Raw genomic sequence first — 17,364 nt, 5'->3', positions numbered from 1 at the left:
GGGAATATAGAGTGCGTGGTTTTTTAGTGATGTGCAGTGCGCTATTGCGGGGTGCAAGCATTTGCCTGTTGTTTACCACTGCTGCTGTGGCGGATGGCATGTATCCGGAAACAACTGTGGTGGTGCTTTATGAGGAAGACGGCGAAGCCACAATCAACATCAAAAATACCGATGCAGGGCCGGCGCTGCTTCATTCGGTCGTGGAGGACGTGCCGGAGGACCTGGAGCCGCTATTGATCGTCACACCGCCCATCGCTCGTGTGGAGGCGGGCGACACGCAACTGGTGCGGTTCATCGCCACCTTGAAGGCGCCGCTTAAGACCCAACGGCTCAAGCGCGTGTCCTTCGAAGGTATTCCCCAAGCGCGCGCGGCGCAGGGGGCGACCATCGGTATCACCCTTCGACAGAATTTGCCGCTGATCCTGCACCCACAAGGCTTGCCTCGGCACCACACGCCTTGGGAATTGCTGAAGTGGAAGCGGGCGGGAGAACGTCTCACCGTCCATAACGACAGTGCCTATGTCGTGCGTCTGGCGCCGGATGTGCAAGTGTTTCCACAGGGTGTTCCGGCCATATTGCCGCGCACCTACATATTGCCGGGTGAGGTGCTGGCGGCAGAGGTCGGCAGTCCCTTGGGCAGCGTGACCGAGGTCGAGATACAGCCGGCGACGGTCTACGGGTTTACGGTCGACCACTACCGGGCTCCGATCGTTACCGACGGGGGGTGACCGACTCATGTCGAACCCTTCGAGTCAAAGCATCGCAGCGTATTTTTGGCCCTGCAGACCCACCCTGATCATAGGGTTTGCGACCCTGTGGAGTCTGCCCGTTCTTGTGTCGGCACTGGAGCTCGGGGAGGGTTTCGACCTCGCGTCACTCACCGCCCACGGTATCGACCCGAAGGTCTCCGACTACTTTCGCAACGCGGCGCGCTTTCGCGAAGGCGTCCAGGTGGTGGGGTTGCGGGTCAATGGAAACCCGCTGGGGCTGGTGGATGCACGCTTCGATCACGAGGGCCGCTTGTGCTTCACCCCGGGGTTACTGGAGAAAGCGGGGTTAGTGACGCCCGGCACCATCATTCAGGAAGGCGCTACGCCCGACCAGTCTTGCCATGATTTCTTGGGGGCATTTCCGACGACGATGGTGAAGCTGCGTCCCGGCACGGACGAGGTGACGCTGGTGGTGCCCACCCAGTCATTGCGTGATCCCCAGTGGGACGCCGGGCATTTTTCCAAAGGCGGGGCAGCGGCGTTGTTCAACTACGACGTGCTGGGTTTCGACAGCCGTTCGCGCAGCGCGCCCAGCCGGTTCGTTTCGGCTTATACCGAGGCAGGCTTCAACCTTGAGGACTGGATTGTTCGCAGTCGTCAATTCTATGTGTCCGATAACGGCAAGGCCCGTACCGAGCATGTATACGCCTATGCACAGCGGGACATTGCCGCGCTGCAATCGACTTTCCAGGTGGGGCAGATATCCAGCCATAACCCGCTGTTTGGTGGCGTCCAGTTATCTGGCCTGCAGTTTTTCCCCGATGGTCAATCACGCGTCGCTGTGGGCAGCAACAATGCCGTGGTCGAAGGGCTTGCCCAGAGCCAATCACGGATCGAAGTTCGCCAGTCCGGCGTGTTGATTCACAGCACGCTGGTGCCTGAAGGTCCCTTCCGGCTAACGGGATTGCCATTGCTCAATGGCACCAGTGACCTGGAGGTCAGCGTGATCGACGTGCGGGGTGCCAGGCGCAGCTTTGTGGTGCCGGCGGCCTCGTTTGCGGGGGCTGCCCCGGCGGCACCGGGTTACTATTTCTCGGTTGGCAAGCTGCGCAAGAGTGCGGGTGAAGAGGGGCCGTCACCGGTGGTCGCCATGGGGAGCGGCACCTGGGGTTTGGGGCGCAACTCGTCTGCGGGCTTTGGCTTGTTGAGTACGGATGAATACTGGTCGGCAGGTGGCACTCTGAGCAGTGTGTTTTTCCAGCGAGTTTCTGTGGCTGCGCGGCAAAACCTTTCCCGAGACGGCAAAAGTGCAGTGTCCGGGGCGCGCAGCAGCGTGTCTGTCAGCAGCCCGGTCTACGCCAATATCGACGTCAACCTCAGCGCAACCAGCCAAACCCGGGGGTATCGTGAGGTGCTTGAGGCCGGCCGCTCATACACGGCCGATGAATTGGGTTCGCGCTTCAAAAACCAATACACGGCAAGCCTGAGCTGGGCCGATCCCACGCTGGGCGTATTTTCTGCGGGCTATACCCACGGGTCTCAATTTGACGGCCGAACGACCGAGCATGTGTCTGCCTCCTGGAACAAGTCATTCAGCCACGCCGATGTCGCGTTGATTGCGGATTCGCAGGTGGGCGGTACGCGCATGGGCCGTGATGCCACGCTTGCCGGCGAGCGAAATGAAAGAGCTGTGGAGCATGATCTGTCCTTGCGTCTGCAGGTCAGTGTGCCCCTTGGGCGAGATCGTCGGCTTAATAGCTACGCCAGCCGGCGCGGGGACCGATTCACCGCTGGCACAGCGCTTAGCGAGCGGGTCAACGAGTCTGTGAATTACGAAGTGGGGGTCGAGCGCGACCTCAATGCCCGAGAGCAATCGGTGCGTGGCAATGTGGATCTATTGCCGCGTTATACCCGCGTTGGCCTGGGTGTCAGCCGTGACCCCCTGGGCACCAGCTACACAGGGCAGTTGCAGGGCGGCGTGGTGGCTCACGCGGGTGGCCTGACGTTCTCACCGTATGCCGTGCAAGACACGTTCGGCATCGTCTCGGTAGGGCAGATCGGCGCGGCAAAAGTCGAGACGCCCCAAGGCCCTGTGTGGACGGACTACCGCGGGCAAGCGGTGATCGCAGGCTTGCCGGCCTACACCAACAGCCGAGTCGAGGTGCAAACCCAGTCCTTGCCCAAACGCGTCGACCTGAAAAACGGCACCCAGATGCTCACCGCAGGCCGTGGGTCCTTCAATGCCGTGAATTTCGATGTGGTGAACGTGCGCCGCATGTTGCTTACCGCGCATGATCAGCACGGCCGGCCATTGCCTCAAGGCGCCACGGTATTCGGCAAGGGTGATCGCTTCCTGACCAGCGTGGTGGGTGACGGCATGATTTTCCTCAACGACGTCGATGAGGCGCAAAGCCTGCGGGTTTCATTGCCTGACTCTTCCAGCTGCGTGTTGCGTATTGATCTTGAGACCCAACCAGATAATGACAAATTCTATGCAACGACCTCGGCGGTGTGCCATGGCCGTTAAGTTTGAAAGGCTGCGTTTGGTGTTGCTCTGCACGGTACTGGCAGCACCTGACGTCCTGGCCGACAACTGTCGGTTATCGGTGAGCCAGCCACGCATCGACTATGGCGCCATCCGCACAGAGGCGCGTGTTGAAAGGGCCGCCTTGGTGCTTGCGACGCGTAGGTTGCGCGTGAACGTTTTTTGCACTGAGCCTGCAGCAATGGCATTGCGGTTTGTTGGTGTTGCAGCAGATGGGCAGGGGTTTGTGTTGGGTCGCCAAGGGCGATTTCGCTTGAGCCTCAAACACGCCCAAGTGGATGGGCGGGCTGTGGAGTGGGCGGCGAGCGACTTGGCCGGCGAGCCTGCCAGCGGGCAATTGCTGCCCGGCCAGACCTTGGTGGCGCGGGCGGCAGGGTTACCGATAGCAGGGCGCCGGCTGACAGCCCAGGTCGATATCGACACCGAACTGCCCGCTGAGGCCTTGGAGGTACGCGACGAGACGCACCTTGAGGGGCACGGCCGTTTCGAACTGATCAGCCCGGCTGTTCCACCGAACCAATGAAGTTGGCGAACTCGGGTGTCTTGGGGTTGGCGAACAATGTTTTGGGGTCGCCTACTTCATGCACCTTGCCTTGGTGCATAAACACCAGTTTGTCCCCGACTTCCCGGGCAAAGCGCATTTCGTGGGTCACCATGATCAAGGTCATGCCGTCCTTGGCCAGTTGGCGCACGACGCTGAGCACTTCATTGACCAACTCCGGGTCCAGGGCGGAGGTTATTTCGTCGCACAGCAGCACTTTGGGCGACATGGCCAATGCCCGCGCAATGGCGACGCGCTGCTGTTGCCCGCCGGACAGGCGATCAGGGAAAGCGTCGAACTTCTCGCCCAGCCCGACTCGCTCCAGCATCTGCCTGGCAAGCTGTGCGGCTTTGGCCTTGGGGACTTTCTGCACCACTTGTGGTGCGAGCATGACGTTTTCGCCCACGGTCAGGTGCGGGAACAAGTTGAACTGCTGGAACACCATGCCGACTTTCTGCCGCAAACTGCGCAGGTCGGCGCGGGCGGCGTCGAGGTATTCGCCATCGACCTCGATCACGCCATCATTGATCGACTCCAGGCCATTGAGGGTACGCAGCAAGGTTGATTTGCCCGAGCCGCTGCGGCCGATGATCGCCACCACCTGGCCTTCTTCAACCGTCAGGTCGATGCCCTTGAGTACATGGTGATCGCCGTAATACTTATGCAGGGCGGAAATTCTAAGCAGAGGCATGCAGTCTCCTTTCCAGATAGCGCGCACTGAGGGACAAGGGGTAGCAGAGCAGGAAGTAACCGAGGGCCACCAAGCCATAGACCATAAAGGGCTCGAAGGTGGCGTTGGCGAGCATGCCGCCGGTTTTGGTCAGTTCGGTAAAACCGATGATCGAGGTCACGGCGGTGCCTTTGACCACTTGCACCGAGAAGCCAACCGTAGGTGCTACGGCAATCCGCAGGGCCTGGGGCAGAATCACGTAACGCAGTTGTTCAAGCGGGTTAAGGGCCAGGCTGGCCGACGCTTCCCACTGCCCGTGGGCGATGGACTCGACGCAGCCGCGCCAGATCTCGGCCAGGTAGGCACTGGTAAACAAAGTCAGGGCAATCGCCGCTGCCAGCCAGGGCGAGATATCCACCCCCAGCAGGGCAATGCCGAAAAACACCAGAAACAGCTGCATCAACAGCGGCGTACCCTGAAACAGTTCAATGTAGGTGCGCGCGACATGGCGCGGGAAGGCTTTGCGGCTGATGCGCATCGTCATCACCAGCAAGCCGATCAGGCCACCGCCGACAAAGGCCACCAGCGACAGCAACAGGGTCCATTGCAGGCCGACAGCCAGGTTGCGCACGATGTCCCAGAACGAAAAATCACTCATCGGCTGTTCCTCATCACAAACCGTCGGCCAATCCAGTTGAGCAACTGGCGAATCATCAGCGCCATGCACAGGTACACCAGGGTGGTCAGTGCGTAGGTTTCAAAGGCGCGGAAGTTACGTGACTGAATGAAGTTGGCGGCAAAGCTCAGCTCTTCGGTGGCGATTTGCGAACACACCGCCGAACCCAGCATCACGATGATGATCTGGCTGCTCAGGGCCGGCCACACCTTGCCCAGAGCGGGCAGCAGCACCACATGGCGGAACGCTTCAAAACGCGTCATCGCTAATGCTGCCGCCGCTTCCAGCTGACCACGAGGGATCGCCTGGATGCCGGCCCGGATGATCTCGGTGGAGTAAGCCCCCAGGTTGATGACCATCGCCAGCACGGCCGCTTGCCACTCGGTGATTTTCAGCCCCAGTGACGGCAAGCCGAAAAAGATGAAAAACAACTGCACCAGAAACGGCGTGTTGCGGATCAACTCGACATACACGCCGAAGAACCAGGCGAACGGCTGGATCTTCCACGCCCGCACCACGGCACCGACGGTGCCCAGGGCAACCCCCAGAATCGCGCCGATGGCCGTCAGTTCAAGCGTGAACAAGGCGCCGCGCAACAGCAGGTCGGTATTGGCCAGTACGGGCACAAAGTCGAATTGATAGGCCATGAATCAGCTCCGTCGCGTCAAAGGTCGGCGGGCAGCGGCTCTTTGAGCCACTGCATCGCGTTCTTTTCCAGGCTGCCGTCGGCCTTGGCCGCCACCAGAATCTGGTTAACCTTCTCCAGCAATGCCGGCTCGTTCTTGTTCACGCCCACGTAGACCGGCGAGTCCTTGAGTTTCACTTTCAGGGCCGGTACACGTTTGGGGTTGCGCTCGCTGATCGCCACCATCACCACGTTGCCGCTGGCAATCAGGTCGACCTGGCCAGCCAGGTAGGCGGCGATGGTCGAGTTGTTGTCTTCGAAACGCTTGATGGTCGCTTCTTTGGGCGCCACGGCGGTCAGCTCGATGTCTTCGATGGCGCCGCGCGTCACGCTGATGGTTTTGCCCTTGAGGTCGTCGGTGGTGCTGATGGCTGCGTCAGGCGGACCGAACACCGCCAGGTAGAACGGCGCGTAAGCCCTGGAGAAGTCGATGACCTTTTCCCGCTCGGGGTTCTTGCCCAGGCTGGAAATCACCAGGTCGACCTTGCCGGTGGTAAGGAACGGGATGCGGTTGGTGCTGTTGACCGGCGTCAACTCCAGCTTGACCTTGAGTTGGTCGGCCAGCAGCTTGGCGGTGTCGATGTCCAGGCCGCGAGGTTTCATGTCAGGGCCGACCGAGCCGAATGGCGGGAAGTCTTGAGGGACGGCGACCTTCAGGGTGCCCCGGGCGACGATATCCTCCAGACCATTGGCCTGGGCGGGTGCCTGGCTCAGCATCAGGCTGGCAAACAGGGCAGTGAGCAGGGCGCTGTAGCGCTTGGTCATGGCAACTCTCCGAAAAGGGCGAAGGGGTTTTCTGAGTTTGCTCAGTGCACAGCCCATGCCATCACCTCTCTGATCGTCTGTAACGCTGGAATTTGTTGAGGTTCGGTGGTCTTACTGGTCTGAACAGTGATGGCGCTTTTCGCACCTTTTTCGAGCGTCGACAAAACCGCGCGAGCCCCTTTGGGGCGTGGCTTGCCGACGGGCGCGAATAGCTTTACAACTAGCCGCTCAGTTGTCTGGAACCTTGAGTTTTTTATGAATTCCATCGCCCAAGCCGTACCGGAAGCGGCCCTGCAGGCCATCCGCAAACTGATCAAGGAACAGGGCTTCGCAGCGGGCGATGCATTGCCGTCCCAGCGCGACTTGGCGGTGCAGTTGGGCGTGAGCCGGGCGTCGTTGCGCGAGGCTTTGTCGTCCTTGAGTGCCTTGGGTGTGGTCAGTGTGCAGCCCGGCAAAGGCGTGTTTGTGCAGGCGGCGGAAGATCCGCCGGGGTTTGCCTGGCCCTTTGCAGCCCAGGCCTCGCCGCTGGATATCTTCCAGTTGCGCTATGCCCTGGAAGGATTTGCAGCGGGGTTGGCGGCGGTGACGCTGACTATCGATGAGTTGGACCGCCTGCAAGACAATGTCGAGGCAATGCGTAAGGTATTGAAGGCCGGCGACTTTGAAACCGCCGCCCGACTGGACTTCGAATTTCACCAACGGATTCTGTTGGCCAGCGGTAACCAGGCGATGGTGAGCATTTTGAGTGCCAGCGCCGAGGTGTTCCTGGAGAGTCAGAAACTACCGTTCATCCGACCGGAGCGGGCCATGGAAACGTGGCAGGAGCATCGCAAGATCCTGCGTGCACTGGCCCGGCGTTCCAGTGCGGCGGCGCAGAAAACCATGCAGGAACACGTACGCAATGCGGCGTTGCGCACGGGCATAGCGTTCGTGACGCCCGTAACGCCCTGAGTGGCTATACCCAAACTCATGCGTCGTCATAGCAAGAGTCAATCAGAGGCGGCTTCCTGAACGAGGGAAGGGCGGCTATGATGGGCAACGTTTTTTTTGCTTACAATCCGGAGACATCCATGAGCAACGATCTTATCAAGCACGTCACCGACGCGACCTTTGAGGCCGAAGTACTCAAGGCTGCTGGCCCGGTGCTGGTTGACTACTGGGCTGAATGGTGCGGCCCTTGCAAAATGATCGCTCCTGTCCTGGACGACATTGCAACGACCTACGAAGGCAAACTGACCATTGCCAAACTGAACATCGACGACAACCAGGAAACCCCGGCCAAGCACGGCGTGCGCGGTATCCCGACCTTGATGCTGTTCAAGAACGGTAACGTCGAGGCCACTAAAGTGGGCGCGCTGTCGAAGTCGCAGCTGCAAGCTTTCCTCGACGCGAACATCTAAGCGTCGTCAAAAAAGCCCCGCAAATCGCGGGGCTTTTTCGTGAAACAGGGCTAGACGCTCCGAAACTCAGGTGGTACATTCGGCCCCGCACTGGTTTCTCCACTGCCCCCTGTAAGCCGTCGCCGACGCATTCCTTTTCGATTAGTACGCGATCCTGTCGCCTTCTCTGCGGCGCGGCCTCATTAAGCCAAAAGCTTAATTTCCCCCCTCCATAAATGATTACGTCATTCCTATATGAATCTGACTGAACTCAAGCAAAAGCCGATTACCGACCTGCTCCAATTGGCCGAAGAAATGGGCATAGAAAATATGGCCCGTTCGCGCAAGCAGGACGTGATTTTCTCCCTGCTCAAAAAGCACGCGAAAAGCGGCGAGGAAATCTCCGGTGATGGCGTGCTGGAGATTCTCCAGGACGGCTTCGGCTTCCTCCGCTCTGCAGACGCTTCCTATCTCGCCGGCCCCGATGACATCTATGTCTCGCCGAGCCAGATCCGTCGCTTCAACTTGCGTACCGGTGACACCATCGTTGGCAAGATCCGCCCTCCGAAGGAAGGCGAGCGTTATTTTGCCCTGCTCAAGGTCGACACGATCAACTTCGATCGTCCCGAGAACGCGAAAAACAAGATTCTCTTCGAGAACCTGACCCCGCTGTTCCCGACCGTGCGCATGAAGATGGAAGCCGGTAACGGTTCCACCGAAGACTTGACCGGTCGTGTTATCGACCTGTGCGCCCCGATCGGCAAAGGCCAGCGCGGCCTGATCGTCGCACCGCCGAAAGCCGGTAAGACCATCATGCTGCAGAACATTGCAGCGAACATCGCACGTAACAACCCTGAAGTTCACCTGATCGTGCTGCTGATCGATGAGCGTCCGGAAGAAGTAACCGAAATGCAGCGCACCGTGCGCGGCGAAGTGGTTGCCTCGACGTTCGATGAGCCGCCAACCCGCCACGTGCAGGTTGCCGAAATGGTGATCGAGAAGGCCAAGCGCCTGGTCGAACACAAGAAAGACGTGGTGATCCTGCTCGACTCCATCACCCGTCTGGCCCGTGCCTACAACACCGTGATCCCGAGCTCCGGCAAGGTACTCACCGGTGGTGTCGATGCTCACGCCCTGGAGAAACCAAAGCGTTTCTTTGGCGCCGCGCGGAACATCGAAGAAGGCGGCTCGCTGACCATTATCGCCACCGCGCTGGTTGAAACCGGCTCGAAGATGGACGAAGTGATCTACGAAGAGTTCAAGGGTACCGGCAACATGGAACTGCCTCTGGACCGCCGTATCGCGGAAAAGCGTGTGTTCCCTGCGATCAACATCAACCGTTCCGGCACCCGCCGCGAAGAGTTGCTGACCGCCGATGACGAACTGCAGCGCATGTGGATTTTGCGCAAGCTGCTGCACCCGATGGACGAAGTAGCCGCCATCGAGTTCCTGATCGACAAGCTGAAAACCACCAAGACCAACGATGAGTTCTTCTTGTCGATGAAGCGTAAGTAATACGACGCTTCAGGTCCAAAAAATGGCGCCCTTTGTGGCGCCATTTTTTTTGCATCGAAAAAGAGAGATTTGTGCGCTAATAGTGTCAGTTAAGAAACAAAAAGGTGGGTGCGGATACACTCACCTCCATCCGAATCAGGCTGATCGACGATTTATGACCGCTCTTGCTTACCGAAGGGACATTGATGGCTTGCGCGCCATCGCTGTCCTGGCTGTTGTGCTGTTTCATTTTGGAGTACCTGGCGTTACTGGCGGTTTTGTCGGCGTTGACGTGTTCTTCGTGATTTCAGGGTTCCTGATCACCTCGATCATCTGGCGCGAACGTCAAGCCGGGCATTTCAGTTTTGTGGAATTTTGGGCGCGGCGGGCCCGGCGTATCCTGCCGGCGTTGATTGTGATGATGTCCGCATCATTGGTCGTCGGCTGGTTTTTGATGGCGCCCAAAGACTACTCAGAGTTGGGGCGGTCGATACACAACCAGGTGATCTTCATCTCCAATCTGTTCTTCATGCGTCAGGACGGTTACTTCGACACGGCCTCCGACATGAAGCCCATGTTGCACACCTGGTCGCTGTCGGTTGAAGAGCAGTTCTACATTGCCTTTCCACTCTTGCTGGCGTTGCTGTCGAGCCGGCTGAAGCAATGGCGTGGCGCCTTGTTTGTGTTGCTGCTGGTGTCATTTGCGGCGAGCGTATGGGCGGTGTCTCGGGAACCGGACAAGGCGTTCTTCCTGCTGCCCATGCGAGCCTGGGAATTGTTGGCCGGTTCCATGCTGGCCGTCATGCCGGTGCCCGCTCGGCGGGCAAGCCCGATGCTGGCGCAAGGCGTCAGCCTGCTCAGCCTTGGCCTGATTATGGTGGCGGTATTTGGTTACGACGACCGCACCGCTTTCCCAGGGGCGGCCGCTTTGTTGCCCGTATTGGGGGTGGTGGGGCTGATTTGGGCCAACGGCCAGCAACCAACGTGGGCAGGGCGGTTGCTGGGCAGTCGCGTGCTGGTGGGTATTGGGCTGATTTCCTATTCCTGGTACCTGTGGCACTGGCCGGTGCTGGTGTTTGGCAAGTACGCCAGTATCTTTGGCCTGTCGTCCTGGGAGCTTGTGGCTCTGTTCGTTGTGAGCCTGGTGTTGGGTTATGCCTCCTGGCGGTTTGTCGAAGGGCCGTTCCGTGAGCGGCGCCTGCTGGCAGGCCGCAGGTCGATTCTGGTCGCGGGTTTCCTTGGGCTTGCCAGCCTGGGCCTGGTCGGCAAAAGCCTGGTTTGGTCGGATGGTTTTGCATCGCGGCTGCCGCCCCAGGCATTGCAATACGCCCAGGCGCGTACCTGGAGCCCCACACTCATGAGTTGCCTGTCGGACGACAAGAAAGACCCGCACCGTAAGCTGTGCCATTTTGGTCCACCGGCGAACTCGGCCCGTGCAATCGTCTGGGGTGACAGCCATGCCTCGGCGCTGATTCCGGCGTTGAAAGATGGGGCCAGCAAGTACGACTTCAGCATCACCCAGGCCGGTTATGCCGGCTGTCTGCCTTTTTACAGGAAAGAAAATACCCCAGGCTGCAGTGCGTTCAACGAGCGCGTCACCCGGTTGTTGAGCCAGGAACAGTTCAGTGATGTGGTGTTGGTCGCGCGCTGGAGCCTCTACGTTTATGGCCAGCACTCCGGTGATACAGGCGCGTCGATCCATGACCCGGAGACGGGCAAGTATGACCGTGCTATTGCCGAGCGATTGTTCTCCGAGGGGTTGAGGGCGTTGGTGCAGCAACTCCGTGCCGGCGGCCACCGAGTCTGGTTGGTCAAGGAGGTGCCGCTGCAGGATTTCAATGTGCCTTATCGACTCAGTCGCCTGGCGATGTTGGGTCGCCCGACCGACCGAGAAGGCTTGCCACTGGCCGAACACGTCCAGCGACAGGCCTATATCAGCAGCGTTTTTGCGCAAATCGCCGCGGCTGACTCGGGAGTCCAGCTCCTGGACCCGGCGCCGACGCTGTGTGCTGCCAACGGTTGGTGTCGGGTCGAACTGGGTGGCCAGTCGCTGTATACCGATGACAATCACCTTTCAAGCGTGGGCACGCGGTATGTGGAGGGGTTCCTTGAACCCCTCTTCCGCAGCTTGCGCCATGCATCCGTTGAGTCGGATGTGAGTCGCAATGACGTGCAATAAGCTGCCAGCGCTCGTAAGAGCAGGTAGGATGTACGCCTATTTTACGGGTGGCATGGTTAATGAAATTCAAGGATCTTCGGGATTTCGTGCAGCAACTTGAGCAGCGCGGAGAGTTGAAACGTATCCAGGTGCCGATTTCCCCGGTGCTGGAAATGACTGAGATTTGCGACCGTACCTTGCGTAACAAGGGCCCGGCGCTGCTCTTCGAAAACCCGACCGGCTTTGATATCCCGGTGCTCGGCAACCTGTTCGGCACCCCCGACCGCGTGGCCTTTGGCATGGGCGCCGAGTCGGTCAGCGAACTGCGCGAGATCGGCAAGCTGCTGGCCTTCCTCAAGGAGCCCGAGCCACCCAAGGGCTTGAAGGATGCCTGGTCGAAACTGCCGATCTTCCGCAAGATCATTGCCATGGCCCCTAAAGTGGTCAAGGACGCGGTGTGCCAGGAAGTGGTCATCGAGGGTGATGATGTCGACCTCGCCATGCTGCCGGTGCAGACCTGCTGGCCCGGCGATGTCGGCCCGCTGATCACCTGGGGCCTGACCGTCACCAAGGGCCCGAACAAAGATCGCCAGAACCTGGGCATCTACCGTCAGCAAGTGATCGGCCGTAACAAAGTGATCATGCGTTGGCTGAGCCACCGTGGCGGCGCACTGGACTTCCGTGAGTGGTGCGAAAAACATCCTGGCAAGCCGTTCCCGGTGTCCGTAGCCTTGGGCGCCGACCCGGCGACCATCCTCGGCGCCGTGACCCCGGTGCCCGATAGCCTGTCCGAATATGCCTTCGCCGGCCTGCTGCGTGGCAACCGCACCGAGCTGGTGAAGTGCCGTGGCAACGACCTGCAAGTGCCAGCCACCGCTGAAATCATCCTCGAAGGCGTGATTCATCCGGGCGAAATGGCCGATGAAGGCCCTTACGGCGACCACACCGGCTACTACAACGAAGTCGACAGCTTCCCGGTGTTCACCGTCGAGCGCATCACCCACCGGATCAAGCCGATCTACCACAGCACCTACACCGGCCGGCCGCCGGATGAGCCGGCCATTCTGGGTGTGGCGCTGAACGAAGTGTTCGTGCCGATCCTGCAAAAGCAGTTCCCTGAGATCACCGACTTCTACCTGCCGCCTGAAGGCTGCTCGTACCGCATGGCCATTGTGACCATGAAGAAGTCGTACCCAGGCCATGCCAAGCGGGTAATGCTCGGCGTGTGGTCGTTTTTGCGACAGTTCATGTACACCAAGTTCGTTATTGTCACCGACGACGACATCAATGCCCGGGACTGGAACGACGTGATCTGGGCCATTACCACGCGCATGGACCCCAAGCGCGACACGGTGATGATCGACAACACGCCGATCGACTACCTCGACTTTGCTTCGCCGGTGTCGGGCCTGGGCTCGAAGATGGGCCTGGATGCCACGCACAAATGGCCGGGTGAAACCACCCGCGAGTGGGGTCGGGTGATCGTCAAGGATGAAGCCGTGACCGCGCGCGTCGATGCGATCTGGAAAGAATTGGGAATAGATTGATGCGTGTAACCCTGCAACCTTCCGGCGCGGTACTGGAGCTGGTCCCTGGCGAACGAATCCTCGAAGGCGCTCGCCGCCTGGGCTACGAGTGCCCGCAGGCGTGCCGTAATGGCGTGTGCCATGTGTGCGCTGCGCTGCTGGTGGAGGGCCGGGTGCAGCAAGCCGGCGAAGTGCGCGACCATGGTGAGTTCTACACCTGTATCGCCGAACCGCTGGAAGATTGCGTTGTGCTGTGGGATGGCGTGTTGGCGCCGGGAGAGTTGCCGTTGCGCAAGTTGTCGTGCCAATTGAGTGAGTGCGTGGAAGTCGGTGGCGATGTGTGGCGCGTGCGCCTGCGCGCGCCGGCCGGTAAAGCGCTGCGTTACCACGCCGGGCAATACTTGATGATCGAACGGGACAACGGCGAGAAGTCGGCGTTTTCGCTGGCGTCGGCGCCCCACGCCGGGCGCGAGCTGGAACTGCATGTGCTGGTGCGCGAGGACAGTGCGCGCAACCTGATCGAGCAGTTGCAGCGCAACCAGATGGCCCGTATTGAACTGCCGTTTGGTGATACGCACTTGGCTGAACTGCCGGACGGGCCGCTGGTGCTGATCGCCGCCGGTACGGGCATGGCGCAGATGCACAGCCTGATCGAGCATTGCCGCGCCTCGGGCTTCAAGCACCCGGTGCACCTGTATTGGGGCGTGCGCCGCCCGGAAGACTTCTACGAAATCGAACACTGGGACCAATGGCAGCAACTGCCCAACCTGTTCCTGCACAAAGTGGTCAGCGACCTGTGCGGTTGGGAAGGGCGTTGCGGGCTGCTGCATGAGGCTGTGTGTGAAGACATCAGCGACCTCAAGGCCGTGCATGTCTACGCCAGTGGTTCGCCGGCGATGATCTACGGCACGCTGGACGCATTGGTCGACGCCGGCATGGATGCGCATCAGATGCGCGCTGATGTGTTTGCCTACGCGCCGCGCCCTTGAACCCTTGAGCTGAACCCGTGCGGGAGCAGGCAAGCCCGCTCCCACATAGGTAGGCGGCGTTCTTAGAAACGAACGCCTGCCGTCAGCATTGCCGCATTGAAGCCCAGCAACACCAGCTCGCTGGTCACCGGGCCGAAGTGGACTCCCACAGACGGAATGATCGCCGGTGCCACGCCGTAACGGTTGAGCGGGATTTTGTCCCGATACTTGCCGCGATAGCCCTGCAGTGCGCCTGCGGTCACTTTCACGTAAAACGGCGAATCGACAATATCGAAGCGCTTGCCGGCGTAGACGTAGTACGAACGCTGGCTGAACGAGTTGCGAAACGTCGCCCCGCCATACACCAGCCCTGACGCCTCGTTGCGCTCCAGGTTGATCAAATCCTGATTGTTATTGTGTTGTGAGTCCGGTGAAAAGTGCCGGGTGTAGAGGCTTGTCTGGGCGTACCAGAAGCCTTTGTCGTTTTCGGTGACAGCCTCAGAGGCCAAGGCGCTGGCGGCGTGTGCCAACAGCAGCAGGCCGCAATAAAAGTATTTCATGGTTCGACCTCGATAGTCGTTCGGATAGGCGGCTAATGTGGGGTCGCTAACGTCGTCAGTTTGGCGGTAAACGTCCTGCATGGCCTGAACCTGCGCTGAAAGCTCGGGCGCCTATGCTTATTCATTTACGGTATTACTGATGTAGGGAAAATCTCATTAAGCTATAAGCAACGGACTACCGACTATCTGCCGATAACCACTCACTGACCGCCACCGCCCGCCAGCCGGATCGATCGTACGAACTCAGAGCATTGAAGTTCTGATTGTTGATTCTTAGGGGAGCGGTATGGGGAGCAATCAAAAACACACGCTGTACTCAGCGATTTTGTCGGCCAATTTGCTGACCGCTGTGGGATTCAATCCAGTGCTTGCGAGCGAAACTGTTACCGCCGACGCACCAAAACTCGACACCGTGATCGTCACCGGCACCCGCACCCAAGAGCGCACCGCCAGTGCTTCGCTGTCACCCATCGACGTGATATCCGGCGATACCCTGCGCAGCACTGGCTCGGATGAACTGGGTGCGGTGTTGGCACGCCTGATTCCGTCGATCAATTTCCCGCGCCCAAGCCTGGTGGATGGCGCCGAACTGGTGCGCCCGGCGCAGTTGCGCGGCTTGTCGCCGGACCAGGTGTTGGTGCTGGTCAACGGCAAACGCCGCCACACCAGTGCTTTCGTCAACCTGGGCGGGGCGGTGGGGCGCGGTTCGGCGCCGGCGGATTTGAATGCCATCCCGCTGTCGGCGGTCGACCATATCGAAGTGCTGCGCGATGGCGCGTCGGCGCGTTATGGCTCGGACGCGATTGCCGGGGTGATCAACGTGATCCTCAAGCACGACGACCACGGCGGCTCAGTCTCGACCAAGTTCGGCGAGTACAAGAAGGGCGACGGCATCCAGCGCAACGTCAGCGGCAATACCGGGTTTGCCTTGGGTGACAACGGCTTTATCAACGTCTCGGGCGAGGGTGCCGACAACGACTACACCAACCGCGCCGGTGACGATTTCCGTCCTGGCAGCGTGGGTTCCACCACCTATGGCCAGCGCGTGTTCCGTCAGGGCGAGCCGGCCACCAATGAAGGCAAATTCCAGTTCAACTCCGAATATTCCTTCAACGATGCGGCCGAGTTCTACACCTTCGGCGGCTACAGCAAGCGCCGTGGCGAGACAGCAGCGTTCTATCGGGCGAGCAACGCGTCCAACAACATCCCGGCGCTGAACCCCAATGGCTATCTGCCGCTGATCAAGGGCAATCTGGAGGACACGTCCTTGGTGGTCGGTCTGCGCGGCTTGCTGGCCTACGATTGGCATTACGACCTGTCGGCCAACTACGGCAAGAACCAGTACGAACTGGGCACCGAAACCATCAACACCTCACTCGGCCTGGCCACGCCGCGCAAATTTAACAACGGCACCTTGAGCAACGATCAGCGCCAGGTCAGCCTGGACCTGTCCCGTGAGTTCGACGTGGGCTTCCTGCCTTACCCGGTGTCGGTGGCTTTTGGCGGCGAATACCTGCGCCAGGGTTATGAAATCGACGCCGGCGACCCGGCGTCCTACTACCAGACCGGCAGCTCGGGCCTGGGTGGTTTCCGTGATGCCGATGCCGGCAGCAGTTCACGGCATAACTGGGCCCAGTACCTGGACCTGGAAACCAACTTCACCGAAAAACTCAGCGCGTCGGCCGCCGTGCGTCATGAGGACTACAGCGACTTTGGCTCCAATGTCAGCGGCTCGCTGTCGGCCCGCTATGACTTCACCCCGCAAGTGGCCTTGCGCGGCAGCATCTCCAACGGCTTTCGTGCGCCTTCCCTGGCCCAGCAGAACTTTGCCTACACCTCGTCACAGTTGATCGGCAGCACCATTCAGGAGGCCGGCACCTTCCCGGCGAACAGCCAGGTGGCCCGCTTGCTGGGCGCCGAAGACCTGAAAGCCGAGAAGTCGCGTAACTACAGCCTTGGCCTGGTGCTCGAACCTGCCGATGACCTGACCGTGACACTCGACGTGTACCGCATCGACATCCGCGACCGCATCAGCCTGTCGTCCAACCTCAATCTCAACCCGGCCACCATTGCCTACCTGCAAGCCAACGGTGTCGGCAACATCAACTACACCAGTGCCCGCTATTTCACCAACGCCACCGACACCCGTACCGACGGCGTCGATCTGGTGGCCAACTACCGTTACTCGTTCGACAATGGCATCCGCTGGAACAGCACGGTTGGCTACAACTACAACCACACGAAGGTGACGGACGTGAAGGCCAACCCGGCCATTCTCGACAGCCTGGGCGCCAACCTGGTGCGGGTGGACCGCCGCGAGCGTATCGGTTTGCTCGGCGACACCACTCCTCAGCACAAGCTGAGCCTGGGTAACGATTTCACCTATGGCCGCTGGGCACTGCACAGCAATCTGGTGCGCTACGGCGAATTCACCAGTTACCAGGCGGACACAATCAACGACCAGACCTTCAAGGCGGCCTGGGTACTGGACCTGTCGGCGGACTACACGCTCAAGAGCTGGACCTTCACCCTGGGCGGCGACAACGTCACCGATAAATACCCGGAGAAGGTCAATGCCTACGCCAGCAGCGGTGGCAACCTCGCCTATAGCACTTTTTCGCCGTACGGTTACAGCGGCGCGTTTTATTACGGTAAAGTTGCTTACAACTGGTAACACGCAGGAGACC

The 17,364-nt window shown here is 60.0% G+C and carries 15 protein-coding genes; 10 read left to right on the top strand and 5 right to left on the bottom strand.

Annotation, left to right across the window (positions count from 1 at the left end; all coding sequences use genetic code 11):
- The first annotated feature begins 29 nt into the window (after window positions 1-29).
- Genes A7D21_RS04320 through A7D21_RS04310 form a run of 3 tightly spaced genes read left to right on the top strand, consistent with a single transcriptional unit; the run spans window position 30 to window position 3,778 of the window.
- Window positions 30-728: a fimbria/pilus chaperone family protein gene (locus tag A7D21_RS04320; RefSeq protein WP_083272155.1), complete on the top strand. Its 699-nt coding sequence runs from the start codon at window positions 30-32 to the stop codon at window positions 726-728.
- 7 nt (window positions 729-735) lie between these two features.
- Complete coding sequence (locus tag A7D21_RS04315; RefSeq protein ID WP_053258597.1) at window positions 736-3,237, top strand: fimbria/pilus outer membrane usher protein; 2,502 nt, start codon at window positions 736-738, stop codon at window positions 3,235-3,237.
- Window positions 3,227-3,778, top strand: coding sequence for a hypothetical protein (locus tag A7D21_RS04310; RefSeq protein ID WP_053258596.1), 552 nt, complete (start codon window positions 3,227-3,229; stop codon window positions 3,776-3,778). The genes A7D21_RS04315 and A7D21_RS04310 overlap by 11 nt, the downstream gene beginning before the upstream one ends.
- Here A7D21_RS04310 and A7D21_RS04305 read toward each other — a convergent pair.
- From A7D21_RS04305 to A7D21_RS04290, 4 genes are read right to left on the bottom strand one after another with little or no spacing between them, the layout of a single operon-like run.
- Window positions 3,750-4,487, bottom strand: a complete 738-nt coding sequence (locus tag A7D21_RS04305; RefSeq protein ID WP_017135248.1) for an amino acid ABC transporter ATP-binding protein — start codon at window positions 4,485-4,487, stop codon at window positions 3,750-3,752. The genes A7D21_RS04310 and A7D21_RS04305 overlap by 29 nt on opposite strands.
- Window positions 4,474-5,124 carry an amino acid ABC transporter permease gene (locus tag A7D21_RS04300; protein ID WP_053258595.1) on the bottom strand — a complete coding sequence of 217 codons (651 nt, stop codon included), beginning with the start codon at window positions 5,122-5,124 and terminating at the stop codon, window positions 4,474-4,476. Before A7D21_RS04300 ends, A7D21_RS04305 begins: the two co-directional genes overlap by 14 nt.
- A complete protein-coding gene (locus tag A7D21_RS04295) occupies window positions 5,121-5,789 on the bottom strand; it encodes an amino acid ABC transporter permease (protein WP_017736949.1) in 669 nt (222 codons plus the stop codon). Before A7D21_RS04295 ends, A7D21_RS04300 begins: the two co-directional genes overlap by 4 nt.
- A gap of 17 nt (window positions 5,790-5,806) precedes the next feature.
- Window positions 5,807-6,592 carry a transporter substrate-binding domain-containing protein gene (locus A7D21_RS04290; protein WP_053258594.1) on the bottom strand — a complete coding sequence of 262 codons (786 nt, stop codon included), beginning with the start codon at window positions 6,590-6,592 and terminating at the stop codon, window positions 5,807-5,809.
- 255 nt (window positions 6,593-6,847) lie between these two features.
- Here A7D21_RS04290 and A7D21_RS04285 point away from each other — a divergent pair, with 255 nt between their 5' ends.
- The 6 genes from A7D21_RS04285 to A7D21_RS04260 all read left to right on the top strand — a co-directional run bounded on the left by A7D21_RS04285 (window position 6,848) and on the right by A7D21_RS04260 (window position 14,138).
- Window positions 6,848-7,543, top strand: coding sequence for a FadR/GntR family transcriptional regulator (locus A7D21_RS04285; RefSeq protein ID WP_053258593.1), 696 nt, complete (start codon window positions 6,848-6,850; stop codon window positions 7,541-7,543).
- A 119-nt stretch (window positions 7,544-7,662) separates the two neighbouring features.
- The gene (gene trxA, locus A7D21_RS04280) at window positions 7,663-7,992 is read left to right on the top strand and encodes a thioredoxin TrxA (protein ID WP_015886460.1); all 330 of its coding nucleotides are present in this window, start codon (window positions 7,663-7,665) and stop codon (window positions 7,990-7,992) included.
- 234 nt (window positions 7,993-8,226) lie between these two features.
- Window positions 8,227-9,486, top strand: coding sequence for a transcription termination factor Rho (gene rho / locus A7D21_RS04275; RefSeq protein ID WP_003176825.1), 1,260 nt, complete (start codon window positions 8,227-8,229; stop codon window positions 9,484-9,486).
- A 154-nt stretch (window positions 9,487-9,640) separates the two neighbouring features.
- Complete coding sequence (locus A7D21_RS04270) at window positions 9,641-11,644, top strand: acyltransferase family protein (protein WP_053258592.1); 2,004 nt, start codon at window positions 9,641-9,643, stop codon at window positions 11,642-11,644.
- A 59-nt stretch (window positions 11,645-11,703) separates the two neighbouring features.
- Entirely contained in the window at window positions 11,704-13,170 is a 1,467-nt protein-coding gene (gene ubiD, locus A7D21_RS04265; protein WP_053258591.1) for a 4-hydroxy-3-polyprenylbenzoate decarboxylase, read from the top strand.
- The gene (locus A7D21_RS04260; protein WP_053258590.1) at window positions 13,170-14,138 is read left to right on the top strand and encodes a CDP-6-deoxy-delta-3,4-glucoseen reductase; all 969 of its coding nucleotides are present in this window, start codon (window positions 13,170-13,172) and stop codon (window positions 14,136-14,138) included. Before ubiD ends, A7D21_RS04260 begins: the two co-directional genes overlap by 1 nt.
- A gap of 62 nt (window positions 14,139-14,200) precedes the next feature.
- On the opposite strand, the gene A7D21_RS04255 is transcribed toward A7D21_RS04260, so the two are convergent.
- Window positions 14,201-14,677, bottom strand: a complete 477-nt coding sequence (locus A7D21_RS04255; RefSeq protein ID WP_053258589.1) for a hypothetical protein — start codon at window positions 14,675-14,677, stop codon at window positions 14,201-14,203.
- Window positions 14,678-14,963: 286 nt separating this feature from the next.
- Here A7D21_RS04255 and A7D21_RS04250 point away from each other — a divergent pair, with 286 nt between their 5' ends.
- A complete protein-coding gene (locus A7D21_RS04250; RefSeq protein ID WP_053258588.1) occupies window positions 14,964-17,351 on the top strand; it encodes a TonB-dependent siderophore receptor in 2,388 nt (795 codons plus the stop codon).
- Window positions 17,352-17,364: the final 13 nt, after the last annotated feature.

Source organism: Pseudomonas sp. AP19 (genome assembly GCF_001728855.1).
Taxonomy (GTDB): domain Bacteria; phylum Pseudomonadota; class Gammaproteobacteria; order Pseudomonadales; family Pseudomonadaceae; genus Aquipseudomonas; species Aquipseudomonas fluorescens.
The sequence above is the reverse complement of the archived record's forward strand: the minus strand, read 5'-3'. Positions and strand labels throughout refer to the sequence as shown.

Excerpts from the sequence above, each read along its gene's own strand:
- A7D21_RS04270 (WP_053258592.1), top strand. The coding sequence starts at position 9,641 with ATGACCGCTCTTGCTTACCGAAGGGACATTGATGGCTTGCGCGCCATC.
- trxA (WP_015886460.1), top strand. The coding sequence starts at position 7,663 with ATGAGCAACGATCTTATCAAGCACGTCACCGACGCGACCTTTGAGGCC.
- A7D21_RS04320 (WP_083272155.1), top strand. The coding sequence starts at position 30 with ATGTGCAGTGCGCTATTGCGGGGTGCAAGCATTTGCCTGTTGTTTACC.
- A7D21_RS04295 (WP_017736949.1), bottom strand. The coding sequence starts at position 5,789 with ATGGCCTATCAATTCGACTTTGTGCCCGTACTGGCCAATACCGACCTG.
- A7D21_RS04250 (WP_053258588.1), top strand. The coding sequence starts at position 14,964 with ATGGGGAGCAATCAAAAACACACGCTGTACTCAGCGATTTTGTCGGCC.
- A7D21_RS04255 (WP_053258589.1), bottom strand. The coding sequence starts at position 14,677 with ATGAAATACTTTTATTGCGGCCTGCTGCTGTTGGCACACGCCGCCAGC.
- A7D21_RS04285 (WP_053258593.1), top strand. The coding sequence starts at position 6,848 with ATGAATTCCATCGCCCAAGCCGTACCGGAAGCGGCCCTGCAGGCCATC.
- ubiD (WP_053258591.1), top strand. The coding sequence starts at position 11,704 with ATGAAATTCAAGGATCTTCGGGATTTCGTGCAGCAACTTGAGCAGCGC.
- A7D21_RS04310 (WP_053258596.1), top strand. The coding sequence starts at position 3,227 with ATGGCCGTTAAGTTTGAAAGGCTGCGTTTGGTGTTGCTCTGCACGGTA.
- A7D21_RS04305 (WP_017135248.1), bottom strand. The coding sequence starts at position 4,487 with ATGCCTCTGCTTAGAATTTCCGCCCTGCATAAGTATTACGGCGATCAC.
- rho (WP_003176825.1), top strand. The coding sequence starts at position 8,227 with ATGAATCTGACTGAACTCAAGCAAAAGCCGATTACCGACCTGCTCCAA.
- A7D21_RS04290 (WP_053258594.1), bottom strand. The coding sequence starts at position 6,592 with ATGACCAAGCGCTACAGCGCCCTGCTCACTGCCCTGTTTGCCAGCCTG.
- A7D21_RS04300 (WP_053258595.1), bottom strand. The coding sequence starts at position 5,124 with ATGAGTGATTTTTCGTTCTGGGACATCGTGCGCAACCTGGCTGTCGGC.
- A7D21_RS04260 (WP_053258590.1), top strand. The coding sequence starts at position 13,170 with ATGCGTGTAACCCTGCAACCTTCCGGCGCGGTACTGGAGCTGGTCCCT.
- A7D21_RS04315 (WP_053258597.1), top strand. The coding sequence starts at position 736 with ATGTCGAACCCTTCGAGTCAAAGCATCGCAGCGTATTTTTGGCCCTGC.